This window comes from Cellulomonas persica, assembly GCF_007989825.1.
Taxonomy (GTDB): domain Bacteria; phylum Actinomycetota; class Actinomycetes; order Actinomycetales; family Cellulomonadaceae; genus Cellulomonas; species Cellulomonas persica.
Genome location: NZ_BJUA01000012.1, coordinates 23,417 through 41,260, shown reverse-complemented (window position 1 = coordinate 41,260; position 17,844 = coordinate 23,417). Strand labels below are relative to the sequence as shown.

The 17,844-nt window shown below is 73.4% G+C and carries 19 protein-coding genes; 5 read left to right on the top strand and 14 right to left on the bottom strand.

Going from position 1 to position 17,844, the window contains the following annotated elements:
• Positions 1 to 16 precede the first annotated feature (16 nt).
• Entirely contained in the window at positions 17 to 1,096 is a 1,080-nt protein-coding gene (locus CPE01_RS12410; protein WP_146807134.1) for a Gfo/Idh/MocA family protein, read from the top strand.
• 31 nt (positions 1,097 to 1,127) lie between these two features.
• Here the strand turns inward: CPE01_RS12410 and CPE01_RS12405 are convergent, their stop codons facing one another.
• Positions 1,128 to 2,069: a ribose-phosphate diphosphokinase gene (locus CPE01_RS12405; RefSeq protein ID WP_146807133.1), complete on the bottom strand. Its 942-nt coding sequence runs from the start codon at positions 2,067 to 2,069 to the stop codon at positions 1,128 to 1,130.
• A gap of 119 nt (positions 2,070 to 2,188) precedes the next feature.
• On the opposite strand from CPE01_RS12405, the gene CPE01_RS12400 reads away from it, so the two are divergent.
• Together CPE01_RS12400 and CPE01_RS12395 are read left to right on the top strand one after the other, a co-directional pair.
• Positions 2,189 to 3,361 carry a VIT1/CCC1 transporter family protein gene (locus tag CPE01_RS12400; RefSeq protein WP_146807132.1) on the top strand — a complete coding sequence of 391 codons (1,173 nt, stop codon included), beginning with the start codon at positions 2,189 to 2,191 and terminating at the stop codon, positions 3,359 to 3,361.
• Positions 3,362 to 3,443: 82 nt separating this feature from the next.
• Positions 3,444 to 4,409 (top strand): siderophore-interacting protein, encoded by a 966-nt coding sequence (locus CPE01_RS12395; protein ID WP_371862008.1) that lies wholly within the window; start codon positions 3,444 to 3,446, stop codon positions 4,407 to 4,409.
• 340 nt (positions 4,410 to 4,749) lie between these two features.
• Here CPE01_RS12395 and CPE01_RS12390 read toward each other — a convergent pair whose 3' ends face one another.
• Together CPE01_RS12390 and CPE01_RS12385 are read right to left on the bottom strand one after the other, a co-directional pair.
• On the bottom strand, positions 4,750 to 5,181 hold the full coding sequence (locus CPE01_RS12390) for a cytotoxic translational repressor of toxin-antitoxin stability system (protein WP_222592920.1): 432 nt from the start codon (positions 5,179 to 5,181) through the stop codon (positions 4,750 to 4,752).
• Entirely contained in the window at positions 5,178 to 5,708 is a 531-nt protein-coding gene (locus CPE01_RS12385) for a RelB antitoxin-like protein (protein WP_222592919.1), read from the bottom strand. Before CPE01_RS12385 ends, CPE01_RS12390 begins: the two co-directional genes overlap by 4 nt.
• Before the next feature lie 317 nt (positions 5,709 to 6,025).
• On the opposite strand from CPE01_RS12385, the gene CPE01_RS12380 reads away from it, so the two are divergent.
• Positions 6,026 to 6,271, top strand: coding sequence for a DUF6480 family protein (locus CPE01_RS12380; protein WP_146807130.1), 246 nt, complete (start codon positions 6,026 to 6,028; stop codon positions 6,269 to 6,271).
• A gap of 24 nt (positions 6,272 to 6,295) precedes the next feature.
• Here the strand turns inward: CPE01_RS12380 and CPE01_RS12375 are convergent, their stop codons facing one another.
• The 6 genes from CPE01_RS12375 to CPE01_RS12350 form a co-directional block, all read right to left on the bottom strand.
• Entirely contained in the window at positions 6,296 to 7,216 is a 921-nt protein-coding gene (locus tag CPE01_RS12375; RefSeq protein ID WP_146807129.1) for a ferredoxin family protein, read from the bottom strand.
• Positions 7,213 to 8,454: a cupin domain-containing protein gene (locus CPE01_RS12370; protein ID WP_222592918.1), complete on the bottom strand. Its 1,242-nt coding sequence runs from the start codon at positions 8,452 to 8,454 to the stop codon at positions 7,213 to 7,215. Before CPE01_RS12370 ends, CPE01_RS12375 begins: the two co-directional genes overlap by 4 nt.
• Complete coding sequence (locus CPE01_RS16925; RefSeq protein WP_146807128.1) at positions 8,454 to 8,699, bottom strand: BatC protein; 246 nt, start codon at positions 8,697 to 8,699, stop codon at positions 8,454 to 8,456. Before CPE01_RS16925 ends, CPE01_RS12370 begins: the two co-directional genes overlap by 1 nt.
• 88 nt (positions 8,700 to 8,787) lie before the next feature.
• Positions 8,788 to 9,078 (bottom strand): DUF4287 domain-containing protein, encoded by a 291-nt coding sequence (locus tag CPE01_RS12360; protein WP_146807127.1) that lies wholly within the window; start codon positions 9,076 to 9,078, stop codon positions 8,788 to 8,790.
• 70 nt (positions 9,079 to 9,148) lie between these two features.
• Positions 9,149 to 9,964, bottom strand: a complete 816-nt coding sequence (locus CPE01_RS12355) for an alpha/beta fold hydrolase (protein ID WP_246783913.1) — start codon at positions 9,962 to 9,964, stop codon at positions 9,149 to 9,151.
• 10 nt (positions 9,965 to 9,974) lie between these two features.
• The gene (locus CPE01_RS12350) at positions 9,975 to 11,186 is read right to left on the bottom strand and encodes a low temperature requirement protein A (RefSeq protein WP_146807126.1); all 1,212 of its coding nucleotides are present in this window, start codon (positions 11,184 to 11,186) and stop codon (positions 9,975 to 9,977) included.
• 195 nt (positions 11,187 to 11,381) lie between these two features.
• Here CPE01_RS12350 and CPE01_RS12345 point away from each other — a divergent pair, with 195 nt between their 5' ends.
• Positions 11,382 to 12,155 (top strand): hypothetical protein, encoded by a 774-nt coding sequence (locus CPE01_RS12345; RefSeq protein WP_146807125.1) that lies wholly within the window; start codon positions 11,382 to 11,384, stop codon positions 12,153 to 12,155.
• 48 nt (positions 12,156 to 12,203) lie between these two features.
• On the opposite strand, the gene CPE01_RS12340 is transcribed toward CPE01_RS12345, so the two are convergent.
• From CPE01_RS12340 to CPE01_RS12320, 5 genes are all read right to left on the bottom strand, one after another.
• Complete coding sequence (locus CPE01_RS12340; RefSeq protein WP_146807124.1) at positions 12,204 to 12,683, bottom strand: GtrA family protein; 480 nt, start codon at positions 12,681 to 12,683, stop codon at positions 12,204 to 12,206.
• Between the two features lie 161 nt (positions 12,684 to 12,844).
• Complete coding sequence (locus CPE01_RS12335) at positions 12,845 to 14,098, bottom strand: hypothetical protein (RefSeq protein WP_146807123.1); 1,254 nt, start codon at positions 14,096 to 14,098, stop codon at positions 12,845 to 12,847.
• Between the two features lie 144 nt (positions 14,099 to 14,242).
• The gene (locus CPE01_RS12330) at positions 14,243 to 16,522 is read right to left on the bottom strand and encodes an FtsX-like permease family protein (protein WP_146807122.1); all 2,280 of its coding nucleotides are present in this window, start codon (positions 16,520 to 16,522) and stop codon (positions 14,243 to 14,245) included.
• Complete coding sequence (locus CPE01_RS12325) at positions 16,519 to 17,235, bottom strand: ABC transporter ATP-binding protein (protein ID WP_246783912.1); 717 nt, start codon at positions 17,233 to 17,235, stop codon at positions 16,519 to 16,521. The genes CPE01_RS12330 and CPE01_RS12325 overlap by 4 nt, the downstream gene beginning before the upstream one ends.
• Before the next feature lie 76 nt (positions 17,236 to 17,311).
• Positions 17,312 to 17,833 carry a PadR family transcriptional regulator gene (locus tag CPE01_RS12320; RefSeq protein ID WP_146807121.1) on the bottom strand — a complete coding sequence of 174 codons (522 nt, stop codon included), beginning with the start codon at positions 17,831 to 17,833 and terminating at the stop codon, positions 17,312 to 17,314.
• Between the last annotated feature and the right edge of the window lie 11 nt (positions 17,834 to 17,844).

Genomic DNA, 17,844 nt, shown 5'->3' with positions numbered 1-17,844 from the left:
CGACGAGGAGGTCGCGATGGCGCAGCTGAGGTTCGGGATCGTCGGGAGCGGGTGGCGGGCGCAGTTCTTCGCGAGGGCGGCGCGGATGCTGCCGGAGCGGTTCGCGTGCACCGGGGTGGTGACGCGGTCGGCGGACCGTGGCGCGCACGTCGAGGCCGAGTGGGGTGTGCCCACGGTCCGCACGATCGCCGAGCTCGTCGCAGGCCCGGACCGGCCCGACCTCGTCGTGGTGTCCGTGCCCTGGCCGGTGACGCCGGAGGCGACGCGCGAGCTCGTCGCCGCGGGCGTACCGGTGCTCGCGGAGACGCCGCCGGCCCCGGACGTCGACGGGCTCGAGAGGCTGTGGGCGGACGTGGGCGCGTCGGGGCTCGTGCAGGTGGCCGAGCACAGCCCGTTCATGCCCGCGCACCAGGCCCGACGAGCGGTGGTCGACGCCGGTCTCCTCGGCGAGGCGACCTCTGTACAGATCTCGTCGACGCATCTGTACCACGCAGTCGGTCTCATCCGGCACCTGCTCTCCGTGGGCCGGGACGAGGTCGTCGTCCGCGCCCAGCGCTTCACGGCGCCTCTGCTCGACCCTCTCCAGCGCGACGGCTGGGACGACGAGGCGCAGCCCCGCGCGGCGAGCACGCTGCTCGCGACGCTCGACCTGGGCGACGGCCGGTCCGCGGTGTACGACTTCACCGACAACCAGTGGCACAACCCGCTGCGCACCAACCGCATCGTCGTGCGCGGGTCGCACGGCGAGATCGTCGGCGACGAGGTCACGTGGTGGGGCGGTGAGCGCACCGTCCTGACGAGCCGCATCGAGCGACGCATCAGCGGGCTCGAGCAGAACCTCGACGGGTTCGACCTCGAGCACCTGAGCCTGGGCGAGCGCGTGCTGTACCGGAACCCGTTCGTCGGGTCGCGGTTCGCCGACGACGAGCTCGCGGTCGCGCACCTGCTCGCGGCGTGCTCGTCGTGGCTGCACGACGGCGGCCCGCAGCCCTACCCGCTCGCGGAGGGCTGCCACGACCACCGCCTCGGCCTGGCGATGGAGGAGGCCGCCGCGACCGACGCCCCCGTGCGGGTTCCCGCACCGCCCTGGCGCTGACGCCGGCGACGACGTCCGGGCGACCGCGCGGTCAGTGGCCGAACAACGCGCTCACGGACTCGCCCGAGTGGATGCGCCGCACGGCCTCCGCGAACGCGGGCGCGACACCCAGGACGGTCACGCGGTCGTCGTCGGCGAGGTCGTCGTGCGGGACGGTGTCCGTGCAGACCACACCGTCGACGCGGCCCGACGCGGTGATCCGGTCCAGCGCGCCGTGGGAGAACAGGCCGTGCGTGCACGCGACCTGGATGCGCCGCGCCCCGGCCTGGTCGAGCAGGCGGACGATCGCCTGGATCGTGCTGCCGTTCGCGATCTCGTCGTCGAGGACGATCACGTCGCGCCCGGCGACGTCGCCGATGATCGTCGAGATCGTCACGGCGTCACCGTCGAGCCGCTCCTTGGAGCCGGCGGCGACGGGCGTGCCGAGCATCTTCGCGAACGTCGTCGCGGTCTTGGCGTTGCCGAGGTCGGGGGAGACGACCGTGGTGCGGGACAGGTCCTGCAGCGAGAAGTGCGTCGCGAGCTCGTGCAGCGCGTGCAGCTGGTCGGTGGGGACGCGGAAGAACGCGTGCACCTGCGGCGCGTGCAGCGACATCGTCAGCACGCGGTCGACGCCCGCGGTGGCCAGCAGGTCCGCGACGAGCCGACCGCCGATCGAGATGCGCGGCGCATCCTTCTTGTCGGAGCGCGCGTACGCGAAGTGCGGCATCACCGCGGTGATCCGCCGCGCCGAGGCGCCACGCGCCGCGTCGACCATGAGCAGGAGCTCCATCAGGTTCTCCTGCACGGGCGCGACGATCGGCTGCACCAGGAAGACGTCGCGCTCGCGGCAGTTGGCGAGGAGCTGGACCTGCAGGCAGTCGTTGGCGAACCGCTGCAGGCGCGACGGGCTGAGAGGTACCTGAAGGTGCTCGCACATCCCCGCTGCGAAGCTCCGACCCGCCTGCCCTGCGAATACCCGGATCTTCCTCACACCCGGATGCTAGTGGCGGCCGGGGTGCGGCGCGCGAGGGTCGCCGCATCGCTCGATTCGGGTCGGCGAACTCGCCCCGATGCCCGGATCGTCCGGATCGCGGCTGACACCATGGCCCGGTGACGACCGAGAACGCACCCACGAGCGCCCAGGTGCGCAAGTGGCGCCAGTACCTGGCCGACGAGCGCGCGGAAGCCGCTGTGTACCGCGACCTGGCGTCGCGGCGGGCCGGTGAGGAGCGCGAGATCCTGCTCGCCCTGGCGGAGGCCGAGCGCCGGCACGAGCAGCACTGGCTCGACCTGCTGGGCGACGACGTCGGCAAGCCCCTGCGGGGCGACTTCCGCACGCGCGTGCTCGGCTGGCTCGCGCGGCGGTTCGGGTCGGTGTTCGTCCTCGCGCTCGCGCAGCGGGCGGAGGCACGTTCGTCGTACGACGACGACGCGGACGCGACCGCGCAGATGGCGGCCGACGAACGCATCCACGAGGAGGTCGTGCGCAGCCTGGCGACGCGCGGCCGCAACCGGATGTCGGGCACGTTCCGTGCCGCGGTGTTCGGCGCGAACGACGGCCTGGTCTCGAACCTGGCGCTCGTGCTGGGCATCGGCGCATCGGGCGTCTCGTCGGGGACCGTGCTGCTCACCGGCGTGGCGGGGCTGCTCGCCGGCGCGCTGTCCATGGGTGCGGGGGAGTACGTCTCGGTCCGGTCGCAGCGCGAGCTGCTCGAGGCGTCGCGGCCCGGCCCGCACGCCCGCGCGGCGCTGCCGCACCTCGACATCGACGCCAACGAGCTCGCGCTGGTCTACCGGGCGCGCGGGATGGCGGCCGACGAGGCCGCGGCCCACGCCCGCACGGTCCTGACGTCGCTCGAGCAGTACGCGGGCGCCGCCCTGGCCGTCCCGGACGACGAGGCCGAGGTCGGCTCCTCGTCGGACGCGACCGCCTCGTCGGCGACCTCCACGTCGTCGCCGGCCGCGCCCTCGTCGGCGCAGGGCGAGGCCGACGAGCACGAGACGATCGGCACCGCGGTGGGTGCGTCGGTGGCGAGCTTCTGCTTCTTCGCGTCCGGCGCCGCGGTGCCCGTGCTGCCGTACCTGCTCGGCGCGACGGGGTGGACGGCGGTCGCGTGGTCGACGGGCCTCGTCGGTGCCGCGCTGCTCGTGACGGGCGCGGTCGTCGGCCTGCTGTCCGGCACGTCGCCCGCCAAGCGAGCGCTGCGCCAGCTCGCGATCGGCTGGGGCGCCGCCGCCGCGACGTACCTGCTCGGCCTGACGTTCGGGACCACGGTCGCCTGACCGGTCGCCTGATCGGGATGTGACGTGAGTCATGCGGGCTTGATGAGGTAAGGCTTGCCTGCCTACAGTGCTCGACGTGACCGTGACCCAGAACGCCACCGCGGCGCCCGTCGAGGCGCCCGCCGCGAACCCGTTCCGCACGTTCGCGGTCACCGTCCGCGAGGTCCAGCGCCTGTGCCCGAGCCTGCTGCGCGTCACCTTCACCGGCGACGACCTGCACAAGTTCGCCGACAACGGCTTCGACCAGCGCATCAAGTTCTTCCTGCCGCTCGACTGCGGCTACGCCGAGCTCCTCGACCTCACGGCGAGCGGCGACTGGTACGGCCGCTGGCGCGAGCTACCCGACGACCAGCGCCACCCCATGCGCACGTACACCGCCCGCCAGGTGCGCCCGCACGTGCGTGAGCTCGACGTCGACATCGTCCTGCACGGCGACCACGGCCCCGCGTCGCGGTGGGCGATGAACGCGACGGTCGGCGACGAGCTCGTCGTCCTCGGCCCCAACGCGGACGCCACCGGTCCGCACGGCGGCGTCGACTTCATCCCGCCGCTGAGCACCGAGCAGTTCCTCATCGCCGGCGACGAGACCGCGCTGCCCGCGATCGCGAACATCCTCGAGCGCCTGCCCGCCGACGCGCGCGGCGAGGCCCTCATCGAGATGCCGTTCTCCGACGACCGCCTGGACCTGGTCGCCCCCGCGGGCGTGACCGTCCACTGGCTCGGACGCGACGGCGCCCCGCACGGCTCGCTCCTCGACCCCGCCGTCCGCGCGGCCGCCGCCCGCGTGCTGCCCGCGCGCACGGCCGCCGCCGAGCTCGTCGACGTCCCGTGGTCCTACAACCCCACCGACGACGACGTGTGGGAGGTTCCGGTCGACCACACGACCGGCACCCCGCTGCGCGAGACCGCGCCCCTGTACGCGTGGCTCGCCGGTGAGTCCGCCGTCATCCGCGGCCTGCGCCGCCACCTCGTCACCGAGCGCGGCATCGACCGCAAGGCCGTCGCGTTCATGGGCTACTGGCGCCACGGCAAGTCCGAGTCCAACTGACGCGCCGCGCCGACATCCGTGTCCTTCTGGAACGTGAGTGGGTTCGCTGGAACGGGACGGTGGCGGACGCTGGTTCTCTGGGACTGTGGGTGTCTCAGGTTCTGCTGACTCCTTGTGCGGATGCTCCAGATCGCACGTTCTGACGACGCGCGACGAAGTGAGCGCCCCACTCTCGGCGGTTGATAGGCGGATCGGCTGAGGGTGTCGGGGAGGACGAGGTAGTCCACGGTGACGTCGAAGGTCTCGGCGATGCGCACGACGGTGTCCAGGCCGGGGGCCACCGCTTCGAGGCGGGCCCTGAGCGCCCCTGTCGACCGATGCAACCGGGGAGAACGGCTGGCTAGCCCTTCGCCCAGTGCTCGTTCAGGCGGGCAACGGCGTCGTCCTTCGTGATGGTCTTGAGCTCGTCGTCACTCAACCCGAGCTCCCGCTTGAGGGCGAGGACCAGGCCGAGGGGCAAGGCGTTCTCGGGTTCAACCAGTGCGGGCGAACGCTCAGGTCGACGTCCGTCCTTCGCGCACGACCAGAACTCGTCCTCGGTGACGTCCAGCTGGTCTCGCAGGATATGGTCCCAGAGGCTCACCCCGTAGACGGTGGCGTCGACGGGCCGTGAGATCCGCGTGCGCAGGATTCGGCCGTCCGGCAGGGCGAGCTCGTAGGTGGCGTGGTGACCGGTGAGCTTTCCGCGTGCGCTGCGCACCTGGTCCCAGCCCTCGACCTCGCAGAACCTCTCGTGGTCGTCCCTGGTGCCGATCCTCCTGCCGGCGCTCACCGGCTCGAGGGTTCGAGCTGGCGCGCCGCGTCCCCCACGAGCCACTCGCGGAGGTCGTCGTCGTCGGACAGTGCGACCAGCTGGACGAACTGCCAGTTCGCCGCATGGTTGGGTGCGCCCGAGAGCCGATCGTTGAAGTCGTCGGCGTACTCGCGCACCGCGACGAGAAGGTCCTCGATCGCCTCTTCCACCGTGCTCCCGGATGCGGAGATCGGACGGCCCACGAGGAACGCGGACCAACCACCGGCCTCCGCTACGAGCCGCGCGTCGGCCTCGACGAGGTGGGCGAGGGCAGACCGGAGGCGCTCGCCGTCCACGACCGCGAAATGGGTGCGGTCGCGGACGATCGAGGTCGCACGCCCGCGCTCGGCGGCGTCCAGGACGTCCTTGAACCGTGTGCGCGCTTCGGTCGCGGACAGTTCGAGCACAGACACAGCAGCTCCCAGCAGATCGCGATCATGACGACGAGGGGCCATGTACGCCCCGTATACCCTGTACAACGTTCCAAGAACGTACGCGCGTTCCATCCCGAGCGCCACCCTTTCACGGGGTCAGTTTGACGACGCGGACCGCGGGGGATGGGCGTCACAGAGGCCCCGGCGTCCGCTGCGGCCAGCTCACCACGGTTCGCGGACACCCAGCGTCGACCCGGTGATCTCGGGGACCGCCAAGGTTGGGGTGTCTCTGACGGCCAGGCCGGGCACCTGGACGGCAGGCACGACCGACCCGGCGCCGGCCGGGGGCGGGGGCGGGGCGGGCGCTGAGGCGGTCGGCGGGATCGCGTGCCGCCGGTTGCCGGTCCGCCGGTCGGCCCTCACGCTGGAGGGACGACGAGAGGGGACGCATGAGCACCGGCGACATGCACCGCAATCCCGATCCGGACCCGGACCAGACGCCGGGCCTCGAACCCGGTGGCGGTGTCGCGCCCGGTGACACGCCGCCGGCGGAGTCGTCGATGTCCGGTGCGTCGGACCGACAGCCGGGCACGGGTTCGACGCGCTCCAACTGGGCCGCGTACGCGGTGATCGGTGCGTTCGTCGTCGTGCTCCTGCTGTTCTTCGTCGGCTACGTGATCGGCCTGTTCGACTGATACGGCGGCAGCGCCCGGTCGCGGTCACGCGAGGCCGTCCGCCCCCACACCAGGACCTCGCGCGGTGGGTCGAGGCTCGATCGCGTCGAGGATCCACCGGCGGACCGGGAGGGGGCGGGTTGCTGCGCAGGTGGAGAGCAGGGGTTCAGACTGCGTCTCGACGAGGCGGACCGTGATCGGTCCGTCGGGGGTGCTCAGCTGCACCGACCAGCCGTCGCCGGTGCGCTCCTCGTGGAGCGGGGCGTAGGCGTCGAGGGTGTCGTCGCCGCGCTCGGCGCGGGCGAAGTGCTGGGCCGCCTGCACCGGGTGGGAGTAGGCGCTGCGGCCGCGCAGGAAGCGCGGGTCGACGCGCCCGGCCAGGTAGGCGTCGACGATCGCGGCCGCATCTGCGTCGTCGGCCCAGCCGTAGTACAGGCCGTGGGGGAGCAGCACCATCGTCCCGGCGAACCGGTCCCCGCCCAGGTGCGAGCACTCCCAGGTCTCCTCGGGGTAGGCCGCGGCGAGGCGCGCCGCGACGACGCGCCCGCGCACGGCGCAGCACCGGTCGTGGCGGCCGTGCGCGCAGACGGCGAGCACCGGGCGGTCCGACGGGGTGCCGGCGGGGCCGTCGAGCGGGACGTCCAGAAGGTCGCGGACGTCGGCGACCTGTCCCCACCGCACCGACTCCTGGCCGGGGCGCGAGTCGACCAGGGCCCAGCGCGTGCCCGTCTGCGTCACTCGTCGTCCGGGGCGCCGGATGGCGAGCGGTCGGATGCCCGCGCCCTCGATCCGGTGCACGAGCGCGCGCCCGAGCGCCGGGTCGAACGGTGGGTCCAGGAGCGCGTGCCGACCCCACCCGGCCTGGTTCTCGACGAGGAACCACCGGTCGCCGTGCGAGCCGGTGGCGACGAGCGAGTCCTGGCGTGCGCGGGCGCCGTCGCTGCACGGCACCCACGCGTGGTTCACGGCGACGTCACCGCCACACCCTCGCGCAGCAGGCGCCGCACGACGACGACCGCGCTCGCCAGGTCCAGCCCGGGCAGCGACCCGACGGCGACCGGGTCGCCGGTGAGCAGCACCTGCAGCGCGGGCGACGCCTCGGCAGGCAGCGACAGCACGACGCGTCCGGCGGTCAGCCGCACCGTATCGCCGTCGGTCTCGAGGCGACCGCCGAGGCCGTCGCGCCAGCGGACGCGCGTGTGCTCGGACAGCGAGCCGATCGCGGCGAGCGTGGCGAGCGGGGCGACCGGCTCGGGGCGGGTGTCGCGCTCGAAGCGCGCGCCGAGCCGGCGGGCGACCAGACCGCCGGGGTCCGCGGCCGACGTCAGAGCCGTGACCAGCGCGTCCACGGTCTCTTGCACGATCGGCCGGAGCTGGTCGGCGTCGGACACGTCGACACCCAGCGGCAGGGAGGCGCGCAGCGCGCGCGTGTCGCCGACGACGCTCAGCAGCGTGTCGACGACGTCGGCGCGCGTGTAGGCGGCCATGCCGACGGTCAGGTGGATCGACGTGTCGCCCAGCGCCGTCGCCGAGTGGATCCACCCGCGCGGCAGGTAGAGGGCGTCGCCGGGACGCAGCACCCGGTCGATGACGGGCTCGCCCGCGGCCGCCGCGGCGACCTGCTCGCGGTGGTCCGTCCACACCTGGCCCTTGAGCGGGTCGGGGTGCACGGGTGCGTGGATCACCCAGTGCTTCTCGCCGGACACCTGCAGGACGAACACGTCGTGCGTGTCGTAGTGCGGCGAGAACCCCTGCGACGACGGCGGCGTCACGTACGCGTTGACCTGCGCGGGGTGGCCGAGCTCGCCGACGAGCGCGCGCGTGAAGTCCACGAGCGGGGGCCACATCCGGTGCAGGCCTTGCAGGACGATCGTCGCCCCGGCCGCGAACTCCGCGAGCACCTTGTCGCTCGACACCTGGTCCGCCACCTCGGCGCCGAACCCGCCCGACGCGGTGAACCGCTCCGGCGCCAGCACGCTCCCCTCGTGCGCGAGCCGGATGAACGGCGTGCGCAACGCTCGTCGTCCCACCAGCTCGTCGACGGCCGCGGGGGAGAAGAGGTCGGAGAAGTCGTCGTTCGCCGGGGACAGGAGGGCCGCCCGGCCCCAGTGCTCACGCGCGAACTGCTCGACCGGCAGGTGGATGCAGCGCGAGAGCGCGGACCGGGTGACCGGTCCGCGCTCCGTCAGGGCGTCCTGCGCCACTACGCCGAGCCGTCCGCCCCGCCGTCGTGCCCGCCGGGGTTCGCGCCGCCGTCGGCCGGGCCTTCGCCCGCGGAGCCGTCCGCGCCGCCGTCGTGCCCGCCGGGATTGGCGCCGCCGTCCGCGGGGCCTTCGCCCGCGGAGCCGTCCGCGCCGCCGTCGTGCCCGCCGGGGTTGGCGCCGCCGTCGGCCACGCCCTCCCCTGCGGAGGCCGGCTCGCTCGTGATGTCGTCGTCCTTGATGCCCATGGACTCTCCCCTCGCCTGCAGCAGCCGTGCAGCGGCGTCGCCGCCTCGGCGAGCGTATCCACGCCACGCCGGACCCGCTGGGTGAGCGTCAGCGGGGCTTGGTCGCCTTGCCGTCGAGCCAGAGGGTGTCGCTCTCGTCGCGGTGCGAGCCCTGCGTCCCGACGTGCTTCGTGCCGATCTGCGGGCCCTTGGTGATCACGTGCCAGAGCGCCATCGCGTGCCCGCGGCCGACGCCGTAGTCCTCCTGCAGCCACGCCACCACGCCGGCGGCCTTGGCGCCCGGGGCGTCGAGCCCCTTCTCGTGAGCGATCTCGACGAGCTGTCGCGGGGTGAGACCGGTCTTGTCCTCGATGGTGTCCAGATAGGCCTGGAACGACATGGGCGTTCTCCTCTCGACAGCGCGAACCTAGCGGAACGCGGAGCAACGGGACGGCTCCGGGTGACGCGGGTCAGGCCGGTGCGTCTGGGAGGTCGAGGAAGTGCCGCAGCACGGAGACGAAGGCCTCGGGCTGCTCGGAGTGCACCCAGTGGCCGGCGCCCTTGATGGTGACGAGCGTCGTCCGCGGGAACAGGCCGCGCATGACGGGGCCGTGCTCGTCGGGACGGATGTAGTCCGACCGGTCCCCGGCGACCCACAGCACGGGCCCGTCGAACGTCGCTCCGTCGATGTCGGGGAACCCGCCGATGACGGGCAACGACCGGCGCAGCAGGTCCAGGTTCGCCTGCCAGTGGAAGGTGTCGCCGTGTGCGCGCAGGTTCTGCAGCAGGAACCCGCGCACCCGCGGGTCGTCGACCCGCTCGGCGAGCTGCTCGTCGGCGTCGCTGCGCCGCTTGATCGTCGTCAGGTCCAGCGCGGCCAGGCTGTCGAGCAGGTGCGCGAACTCGCCGAGCGACCCACCGGACGCGGGCGCGATGTCCGCGACCACCAGCCGGTCGACGAGCTCCGGGTGGCGCAGCGCGAGCAGCATCGCGACCTTGCCGCCCATCGAGTGTCCGACGACGTGCACGGCGCCGTCGGCGGCGAACCCGGCCCGCAGCTCGTCGGCGACGAGGTCGGCGACCTCCGTGTAGTCGAACCGCTCCGTCCACGCGGACCGGCCGTGGTTCGGCAGGTCGACCAGGAGCGACTGCGCCGCCGGCTCGAGCGCCTTGGCGATCTGCGTGAAGTTGCGGCCCTGCCCGAACAGCCCGTGCAGGAACACGACCCGCGCGCCGCTGTCGCCGACGGTCGTGGTGTGCAGGCGGCGGGCGTCGGTGGCGGTCACGCGACCGAGCCTAGGCGGCCCGGTCCGGGCGCGCGGCGACCGGCCCCCTCCGGCGGGGTCGACCGTCCGCGGGCGGCTCCAGCACCAGCCAGCCGACGACCGCGACGAGCAGCCACACGAGCGCGCCGACGGACACGTCCGGCCAGACGAGCAGCAGGACGACCGGGGCGACCACGCTGGGCACGCCTCGCACCAGGACCCAGCCGCGTCCCTTCTTGACGAGCAGCGCGGTCACCACGCCCAGCGCGCAGTAGGCCGCGACCGCGCCGCACAGCAGGGCGCGGTACTCGAACGAGAGGTGCTCGTGGGCGTGCTCGACGGCGACGCCGAGCCCCGCGGCGAGCGCGGCGAGCGCACCCGTGAGCAGCGCGTGCAGGAGCATGACGATCCGAGGCTCGACGCGGTGCGGCCGCAGCTGCGGGATGCCTGCGGTGCCGTGCAGCAGGCCCGCGGTCCACACCGCGGCGAGCAGGGCGAACGCGCCGAGCGCGACGACGGCGGTCCCGAGGTTCCAGCGGGTGTCGTCGGAGGCGGCGTCGATGATCAGGATCAGACCCTCGCCGAGCACGATGATGACGAACAGGCCGAGCCGCTCCGCGAGGTGCTCCTCGTCGGCGCGCGTACCCTGCAGGACGAACGTGCGCCCGCCCCGGGACGGACCCCGCGACCGGCCACGCCGCTCGAGGCGCTCCTCCGCGTTCTGCATGGTCCGCGCCGGGGTGGCGAGCAGCAGGACGACGAGGTCGATGACGATCCCGACGCCCCACAGCCAGTACCGCACCGGCGGGTCGACCCAGAGGGAGACCAGCCACGGCACGGCCCCGAGCCCGTACTGCGCGAGCGGCCAGTCGAGCAGCACCCTCCCGCGCTGGAACACAGCGCCCGCGAACCAGCGCAGCGCCACGTACGCGACGACGAACGCCACGGCCCGCGACTCGTGGACCCCGGCGGCCGAGGCGGCCATCACCGACAGCCCGAGCATCGCCGTGATCAGGACGCCGGTGCGGGCGTCGTCGCCCGCGATGTTGCCGTAGACCGCGAAGCTCGCCCAGGAGATCCAGAACGCGAGGTACAGGACCGCGTACACCCCGAGCGTCGTCGGCTCGGTGTCCTCGTGCAGCAGGTGGGCGAGCTGACCGATGCCGGCGACCACCACCAGGTCGAAGAACAGCTCCTTCCAGCTGGCGTGGCGCTCGACGGGTGCGACCGGGTCGGAAGCCATGCGGTCAGTAGACCGCCTGCTCACGGGCCCCGTACAGCCGTCGCCATCGGTCCAGGGGAAGTCGCCCGGCGCAACCGTCTGGGCGGACGGGTGGGCGGGGATCGCCTGATCGGGCGAGGTGCAGTGCCGAGAGCCCCGAGGCTCGTCGCCGCGCCCCTAGCGTGCGGACCACCGACCCGCCGTGGAGGACCTCCGATGACCCTCGTCTCTCGCACTGTTGTCTCGATGCTCGCCGCCGTGGCGCTCACGTTCGGCGCCGCGGTGGGCGCCAGCGCGGCTCCCGCCGAGCCTGCAGCGACGAAGCCGAGCGTCTCGTTCACGCTCGTGAGCAGCAAGCGCCAGGCCGGGCAGTCGTTCAAGGTCCGGTACTCGACCAAGAACGTCCGCTCCGGGTACAAGGTCGAGCTGCAGCGGACGTTCGGCACCTCGGGGACGTTCAAGAAGATCGCGTCGCTCAAGGCGAACACGTCGACGACGGCCACGAGCACGACGCCGGGCATGGGCAAGTACCGGGTGCGTGTCGTCGTGAAGAGCAAGTCGGGGACCGTCGTGGCGAAGACGGCCTCGAAGACGCTGTACTCGTTCGAGTGGGTGTCGCTCGCCGAGCTGACGAACCGGAAGACCTCGACCGTCGACATCAACGGCTCGCTGTTCCGGTACGCGTTCCACACGTACTACACGGACTACACGCGCGTCGTCGCGCTCGACCGCTCCACGTGCCGGCGCGTCAGCCTGCAGGCCGTCAACACGGACCACGAGGGCGTCACCGGCGCGCTGCAGGTGGTCCAGGAGCGCCGCGACCCGGTGACGGTGGCCCTGCCGCAGAACGTGATCCAGTCGACGGCGACCTCGCTCAACCTGGGTGCGGCCGTGCAGATCAACGTCAAGACCGGGGACCCGATCGGCTCCTACGCGGACGCCTACGTGAACGGGAAGCTCGAGTGCTGGAGCGCCGACGGCGAGCGTTGACCGCGGACGGTTACCCGGCGCCCGCCGACAGGGGGCGCCGGCCGTCGATCACCTCATGTGCAGGGACGTCGCCAGACGTGCCGGGCCGCGGGCTGCGGAGCCCGTGAACGTGCGGCGCAGGACGACGAAGTTCACGACGCCCATGAGCGCGTTGACGGCGTAGACCAGGAGGACGCCGCTCATCCGGTCCGCGTGGGGTGCGAGGTGGCGCCAGACGTCGAGGCTGAGGGTGCTCATCGCGAGGCCGACGAGCGCGGTGGTGAAGCCGATCGCCTGACCCTGCTGCCACGACGTCGTCCGCGCGGCGCGGAACGTGAACCGCCGGTGCAGCGAGCTGGCCAGGACGGTGGAGGCGACGGTCGCGGTGAGGTGGGCGGCCTGCGCGGGCCAGCGGTAGGCCGTCCCGAGCGCGAGGGCGACGACCCCGTACAGCAGTGCGGCGGACGCACCGGTCGCGCCGAACCGCACCACGGCGCCGACGCGACCTGACCGGCGCGCGGCGGCGGCGGCCGGGGCGGCCGTGGGCATGCGATCTCCTCCGTCGGCGATGCGACGTCGCCCATTCACTCATGCGTGTGCGCGCCGCGGGGAGGGCCGATGGTCCCGCGCGGCCTGCGGCGCGGATGCGTGGCGCGCACGACGACCGACGACCGTGACGGTCTCGCCGAAGGACGCCCCGCCCGAGGTCGTCACTGACGGTCGAGGCGGAAGGGCTGGGTGACGTAGAGCCCGACGTCGGACGCGGAACCGAACGCGGGCGCGGGCGTGGACTCGTTGCCCCGTGACTCGTCGTACTTGCCGCCGGAGACCTCCGAGCCGTAGTTCTTCTCGATGCGCGGCAGCGACGTCGCCCGCTTGAAGCGGGGCTTGGTGTTCTGGCCCAGGTGGCGGCCGCCGGTGCTGTCCGCTGCCGTGAGGTAGGCCTGCGAGTGCCGCTGGACGTACGCCTGCTCCTTCTCGGGAAGCGTCACGAACAGGCCTTCGACGCGCGCCTTGGCGTCGTTGCGTCGCGCCTCCCACGTGTCGATCGCGTCCTGACCGGCCTTCAGCGTGCTCGTCGTGACGAGCCGCGCGACCTTGCCGGGCGCGATCGACCCGACGACGTAGGCCCCGAGCGCCACGGTGATCGCCTGCTGCGAGACCGTGGTGCTCTCGGGGTCCTCGAGGATCCTGGTGCACGCCTCACGCAGGAGGTCGTGCGCGGCGCTCTGGCCCGACTGCGCGATGCCCGAGCCTGAGTGGCCGGCCGGTTCGCCGTCCGGTGCGGACAGGATGGTGACGGCGGTGTCGGTGCGGAAGCCGTCGGCGGCCTGCAGCAGGAAGTCGAGGACGGACTTGTCGACGACGGCGTCGGCGATCGCCTTGAGCGGACCGGTGTTCGCGCTGGACGGCAGCTGTGCGGTGCCGTCGCCCTGGTCGTCGGCGCCGCGGAAGAAGGTGAAGTTGTCCGTGGTGACCGCGGCCTCGTGGTAGCCCGAGCTGATGCCGAGCGTCGTCGGGTTGGACCGGAACCGGAAGTCCTCGCCCGTCTCGTGCGCTTCGGGCTTGAAGCCGCCGGACTCCTGCTGGCTCGCGGTGAGCGTCTGGTCGGTCGACGCGAACCGCTTCTTGCTGGTCATGCTGAAGATCTCGGCCTTGGTGCGGTGCCGCCGCTTCGTGATCCCCTTGCTGGGCTGCTTCTTGGCGCGCCCCTTGACGCGTGCGCGGCGGATGACGGGCGACGATGCGCTCGCGGTCGCCGGTGCGCTGCGGTCGGTGTAGCGGCGCAGGACGCCGAGGCCGCCGGGTGGCGCCGGTTCAGGGGCGGTCGCCTCGCTCGTCGGCGGCGTCATCGGCAGCGGGGCGGGCAGGAGCGGTGTCGTCGGACGGGACGACGAGGTGGGCGCGACGACCTGCGGCGACGCGACGGCGCGCGCGCTCGCCCTGACGTGCTGGGGGTCCACTGCCTGGCCTCCGTCCGAGCTGCCCACTCGCAGGATCGGTCCAGCCTGACGTGCGCAGGCCCGTGGCGGCATCCGTAGCCGGTACGGAAGTCAGCCGGACACCGCTGCCCGTGGACGCCCCCAGCACGCCCACGGGCAGGGGCGTCACTCGCCCTGCAGGCCCGCGGGTCGCGTGACCCGGCCGAGCATCGGCAGCAGCGCCGCCGTCGCGAGGAGGATCACGGCGGCGGCCCCGCCCGCGGTGACACCGATCCCCGCCAGGTCCAGGCTCACCGGCATGTCGGCACCGGCCTGCAGGATCACGGCCAGGCCGCTGCCGACGACGACCGCGAGCGCGAGCCCGACGACCACCGGCACCGCGACCTGGAACAGGACCGAGAGCCCGAGCACGCGGCGGCGCACACCGAACGCGGCGAGGACCGCGAGCGGACGTCGACGTTCGCGCAGCTGCTCGGCCGTGGTGACCAGCAGGTTCGCGCCGACGACCGCGAGCAGCGCGACCGTGCCCAGCATGAGCCCCTGGCGGATGCCCGTGACCATCGAGCTGGTCGCCTCGGGGTCGTTGATGACGACCATCGCGGTGGGGTCGATCTGCGCGATCGCGGTCTGCAGGCGCGCGGTCACGTCGGGTGCCGCGCGGTCGAGCGCGATCGTCACGATGGCGTTGTCGTAGTCGTCACCGGAGGGCACGACGACGGCGTCGCCGAGCGCCTGCGGCGTGACGAACAGCCAGGGTGCGCTGTCCGGGTACGCGGGTTCGACGGTGGCCACGTCCGGCGGCAGAGACCAGGTCGAGGCGCCCGAGCCGGGCTCGCCCAGCACGTACGTGGTGCCCGGTGCGGGCACCTCGGCGTGGGAGGGTGCGACGAGCATGACGTCGCCGTCCGTGCAGGCGGTCGAACTGGTCGTGTCCGCCAGAGCGGCGCAGCTGCCGACGACCAACGCGATCGGCTCGCCGCCGCCGACGGGCTCGGCCGACGTCATGACGCGCGTGTCGACGCTCTGCACACCGTCGATCCCGGCGAGTGCGGACGCCCAGTGGGACCCGTCCGAGCCGGGCAGGTCGTCGTACACGACCGCCTCGAACTTCCCGTCCTGCGCGCCCGGGGTCCCGGTCTCGCTGCCGAGCAGCCCGTGCACGGCGACGAGCGACGCGACCGAGACCACGACCGCGGACACCGCCCGCACGGCCGTGCCGCTCTCGTGCTGCAGGCGACGCAGCGCGAGGTCCCAGGACAGCGCGCCGGGACCGAGCCGGCGCACGGTGACGTCGAGCAGCCAGGGCAGCAGCAGTGCGACGCCGACGAGGAGCAGCACCATCCCGAGCAGCACGAGGCCCTCCGCGTCCGCGAAGGAACCGGCGCCGCCGCTGAGCAGCGGTGTCAGCATGAGCGCGAGCCCGACGAACGGGACCGCGATCCGCCACCACAGTCGCCGGTGGACGACCGTGCCGCGCCGGACGACGCCGAGCGGCTCGACGATGACGTGCTTGAGCGCGGAGCGCGTGACCAGCACGGCGGCGACCGGGACGAGCACGACGACGAGCGCGGCGAGCGCCGGCGCGGGCCGCAGGTCGGCGCCGTGGAACGTCAGCGACGGCGGCACGAGGGGCGGGACCACCGCGCGCAGCACGGCGAACAGCCCGGCGCCGACGAGCAGGCCGCCCACCGCACCGACGAGCGTCTCGCCCGCGGCGATGCGCCCCGTGGTCGCCGCGTCGGCGCCCGCGAGGCGGACCGCGGCGAGGCGACGGTCGCGGGCCTCGCCGCCGAACCGCACGGCGGTCGCGATGAACCCGGCGACGGGGACGAGCAGGCCGGTCAGCCCGACGAGTGCCATGAGCATCGTCGTCGCGTCCGTGCCGCCGTCCCGCACGTCGCGTCCGAAGGCGCTGATGCGCTGCGCGTTCGCGCCGGTGAGCTGGTCGGTGCCCACGTAGACGCGCAGCTCCTGGGGACCGACGAGGCCGTCGGGGGCGATCGTGCCCACGACCCGGTCGCCCCAGCGTCCCTCGAGGAGGTCGCCCTGCGGCGACTCGAGGACACGCTGCAGCGCGGGTGACACCAGCGCCTCGCCGGGCGCGAGGGTGCGGTCCACGCCGGGCGGCAGTGGCGCGTCCGCACCCTCCGGCTGCAGCAGGTACCCGACGACGAGGTCCTGGGCGGTGTCCGAGGAGATGCGCTTGACCAGCAGCGTGTCGTCGCCCGCCTCGACGGCCTCCGTGCCGGGGTACCGGGCGGCGTCGCGCTCGGCGCGCATGTCCAGGACCGTCGGCAACGACGCGACGAGCAGGAGCATCGCCACCCCGATCCCGAGGCCGGTCGCGATGAGCCCGAGCCTGGCCCAGCCGGAACGACCACCGCTCACGCTCATCCGGACGCCGAGCGCGAGATCGGTCAGGGCGCTGCTGCGGCCGGGCGTCATGCGGGCACCTGCTCACGCACGAGGCCGTCGCGCACGACGGCCTCGCGGTCGGAGTACGCGGCGACGCGCGCCTCGTGCGTGACGAGCACGACGGCCGCACCGGTGTCCTTGGCCGCGGCGACGAAGAGCTGCATGACGCGCTCGCCGTTGAGGGAGTCGAGCGCACCCGTGGGCTCGTCGGCGAACACGACGCGCGGCCGGGTGATGAGCGCGCGGGCGACCGCGGCGCGCTGCCCCTGACCGCCCGAGACCTGCCCGGGCCGCTTGTCGGCGATGTCGGGCACCTCGAGCCGGTCGAGCCACTCGCGCGCCGTGCGGTGTGCGTCGCGGCGCGTCACGCCGGCCAGGCGCAGCGGCAGCGCGACGTTCTCCGCACACGTCAGCTCGGGCACGAGCTGGCCGAACTGGAACACGAACCCGAACTCGGAGCGGCGCAGCGCGCTGCGCTCGGCGTCGGACATCGCGGTGACGTCCCGGCCGTCGAACGTGACGGTGCCCGAGTCGGGCCGCAGGATGCCCGCGAGGCAGTGCAGCAGCGTCGACTTCCCCGAGCCCGACGGGCCCATGAGCGCGAGCACCTCGCCCCCGTGGACCTCCAGGGAGGCGCTCGCGAGCGCGGTGGTCGGGCCGAACGCGACGTGCAGGTCGCGGGCGACGAGCAGCGGTCCGGACGGCTGCAGGAGCGGCCCGGTGGCGGTGGGTGCAGTGGTCACGAGATCCCCCTGGGGTGGGTGCGGGTCGGCAGGGCGCGGGCGGCCGGGTGGGTCACGCGGGTCATGCGCAGACGCGTCATGCGTGCACCGATGCCGCGAGCTGGTCGAGGCGCGCGGCGGTGAGCTCGAGCCAGCGCAGGTCCGCCTCGAGGTGGAACAGGGCGTGGTCGCACACGAGCTGGTCGGCGAGGTCGCCCTCGGTCTTGCGGCGCGTGAGCTCGCGCATGAGGCGCAGGTGCTCGGCGCGCTGCGTGTCGAGCACGTCGGCCGGGTCGTGCCCGGTGAGCAGCGCGAGCACGACCTTCGTGTAGAGCGTGCTCTGCAGGTACGGCTCGGGCTTCTCCGCGCGGGACAGCCACTGCTCGACGTCGCTGACGCCCGCGTCGGTGATCGCGTAGCGCTTGCGGTCGGGGCCGTCGCCGGGCTCCATCTCGACCTCGACGAGCCCGTTCTTCAGCAGGCGCGCCATGGTCGCGTAGACCTGGCCGTAGGCGAGCGGACGGTCATGACCGAAGCGCTCGTCGTACGCGCGCTTGAGGTCGTAGCCGTGCCGGGGTCCGGTCTGCAGGAGCCCGAGGAGGGCGGGTGCGATGCTCACGGGCTTGACTA

Excerpts from the sequence above, each read along its gene's own strand:
- CPE01_RS12410 (WP_146807134.1), top strand. The coding sequence starts at position 17 with ATGGCGCAGCTGAGGTTCGGGATCGTCGGGAGCGGGTGGCGGGCGCAG.
- CPE01_RS12385 (WP_222592919.1), bottom strand. The coding sequence starts at position 5,708 with ATGGAACGCGCGTACGTTCTTGGAACGTTGTACAGGGTATACGGGGCG.
- CPE01_RS12380 (WP_146807130.1), top strand. The coding sequence starts at position 6,026 with ATGAGCACCGGCGACATGCACCGCAATCCCGATCCGGACCCGGACCAG.
- CPE01_RS16925 (WP_146807128.1), bottom strand. The coding sequence starts at position 8,699 with ATGGGCATCAAGGACGACGACATCACGAGCGAGCCGGCCTCCGCAGGG.
- CPE01_RS12360 (WP_146807127.1), bottom strand. The coding sequence starts at position 9,078 with ATGTCGTTCCAGGCCTATCTGGACACCATCGAGGACAAGACCGGTCTC.
- CPE01_RS12350 (WP_146807126.1), bottom strand. The coding sequence starts at position 11,186 with ATGGCTTCCGACCCGGTCGCACCCGTCGAGCGCCACGCCAGCTGGAAG.
- CPE01_RS12345 (WP_146807125.1), top strand. The coding sequence starts at position 11,382 with ATGACCCTCGTCTCTCGCACTGTTGTCTCGATGCTCGCCGCCGTGGCG.
- CPE01_RS12340 (WP_146807124.1), bottom strand. The coding sequence starts at position 12,683 with ATGCCCACGGCCGCCCCGGCCGCCGCCGCCGCGCGCCGGTCAGGTCGC.
- CPE01_RS12330 (WP_146807122.1), bottom strand. The coding sequence starts at position 16,522 with ATGACGCCCGGCCGCAGCAGCGCCCTGACCGATCTCGCGCTCGGCGTC.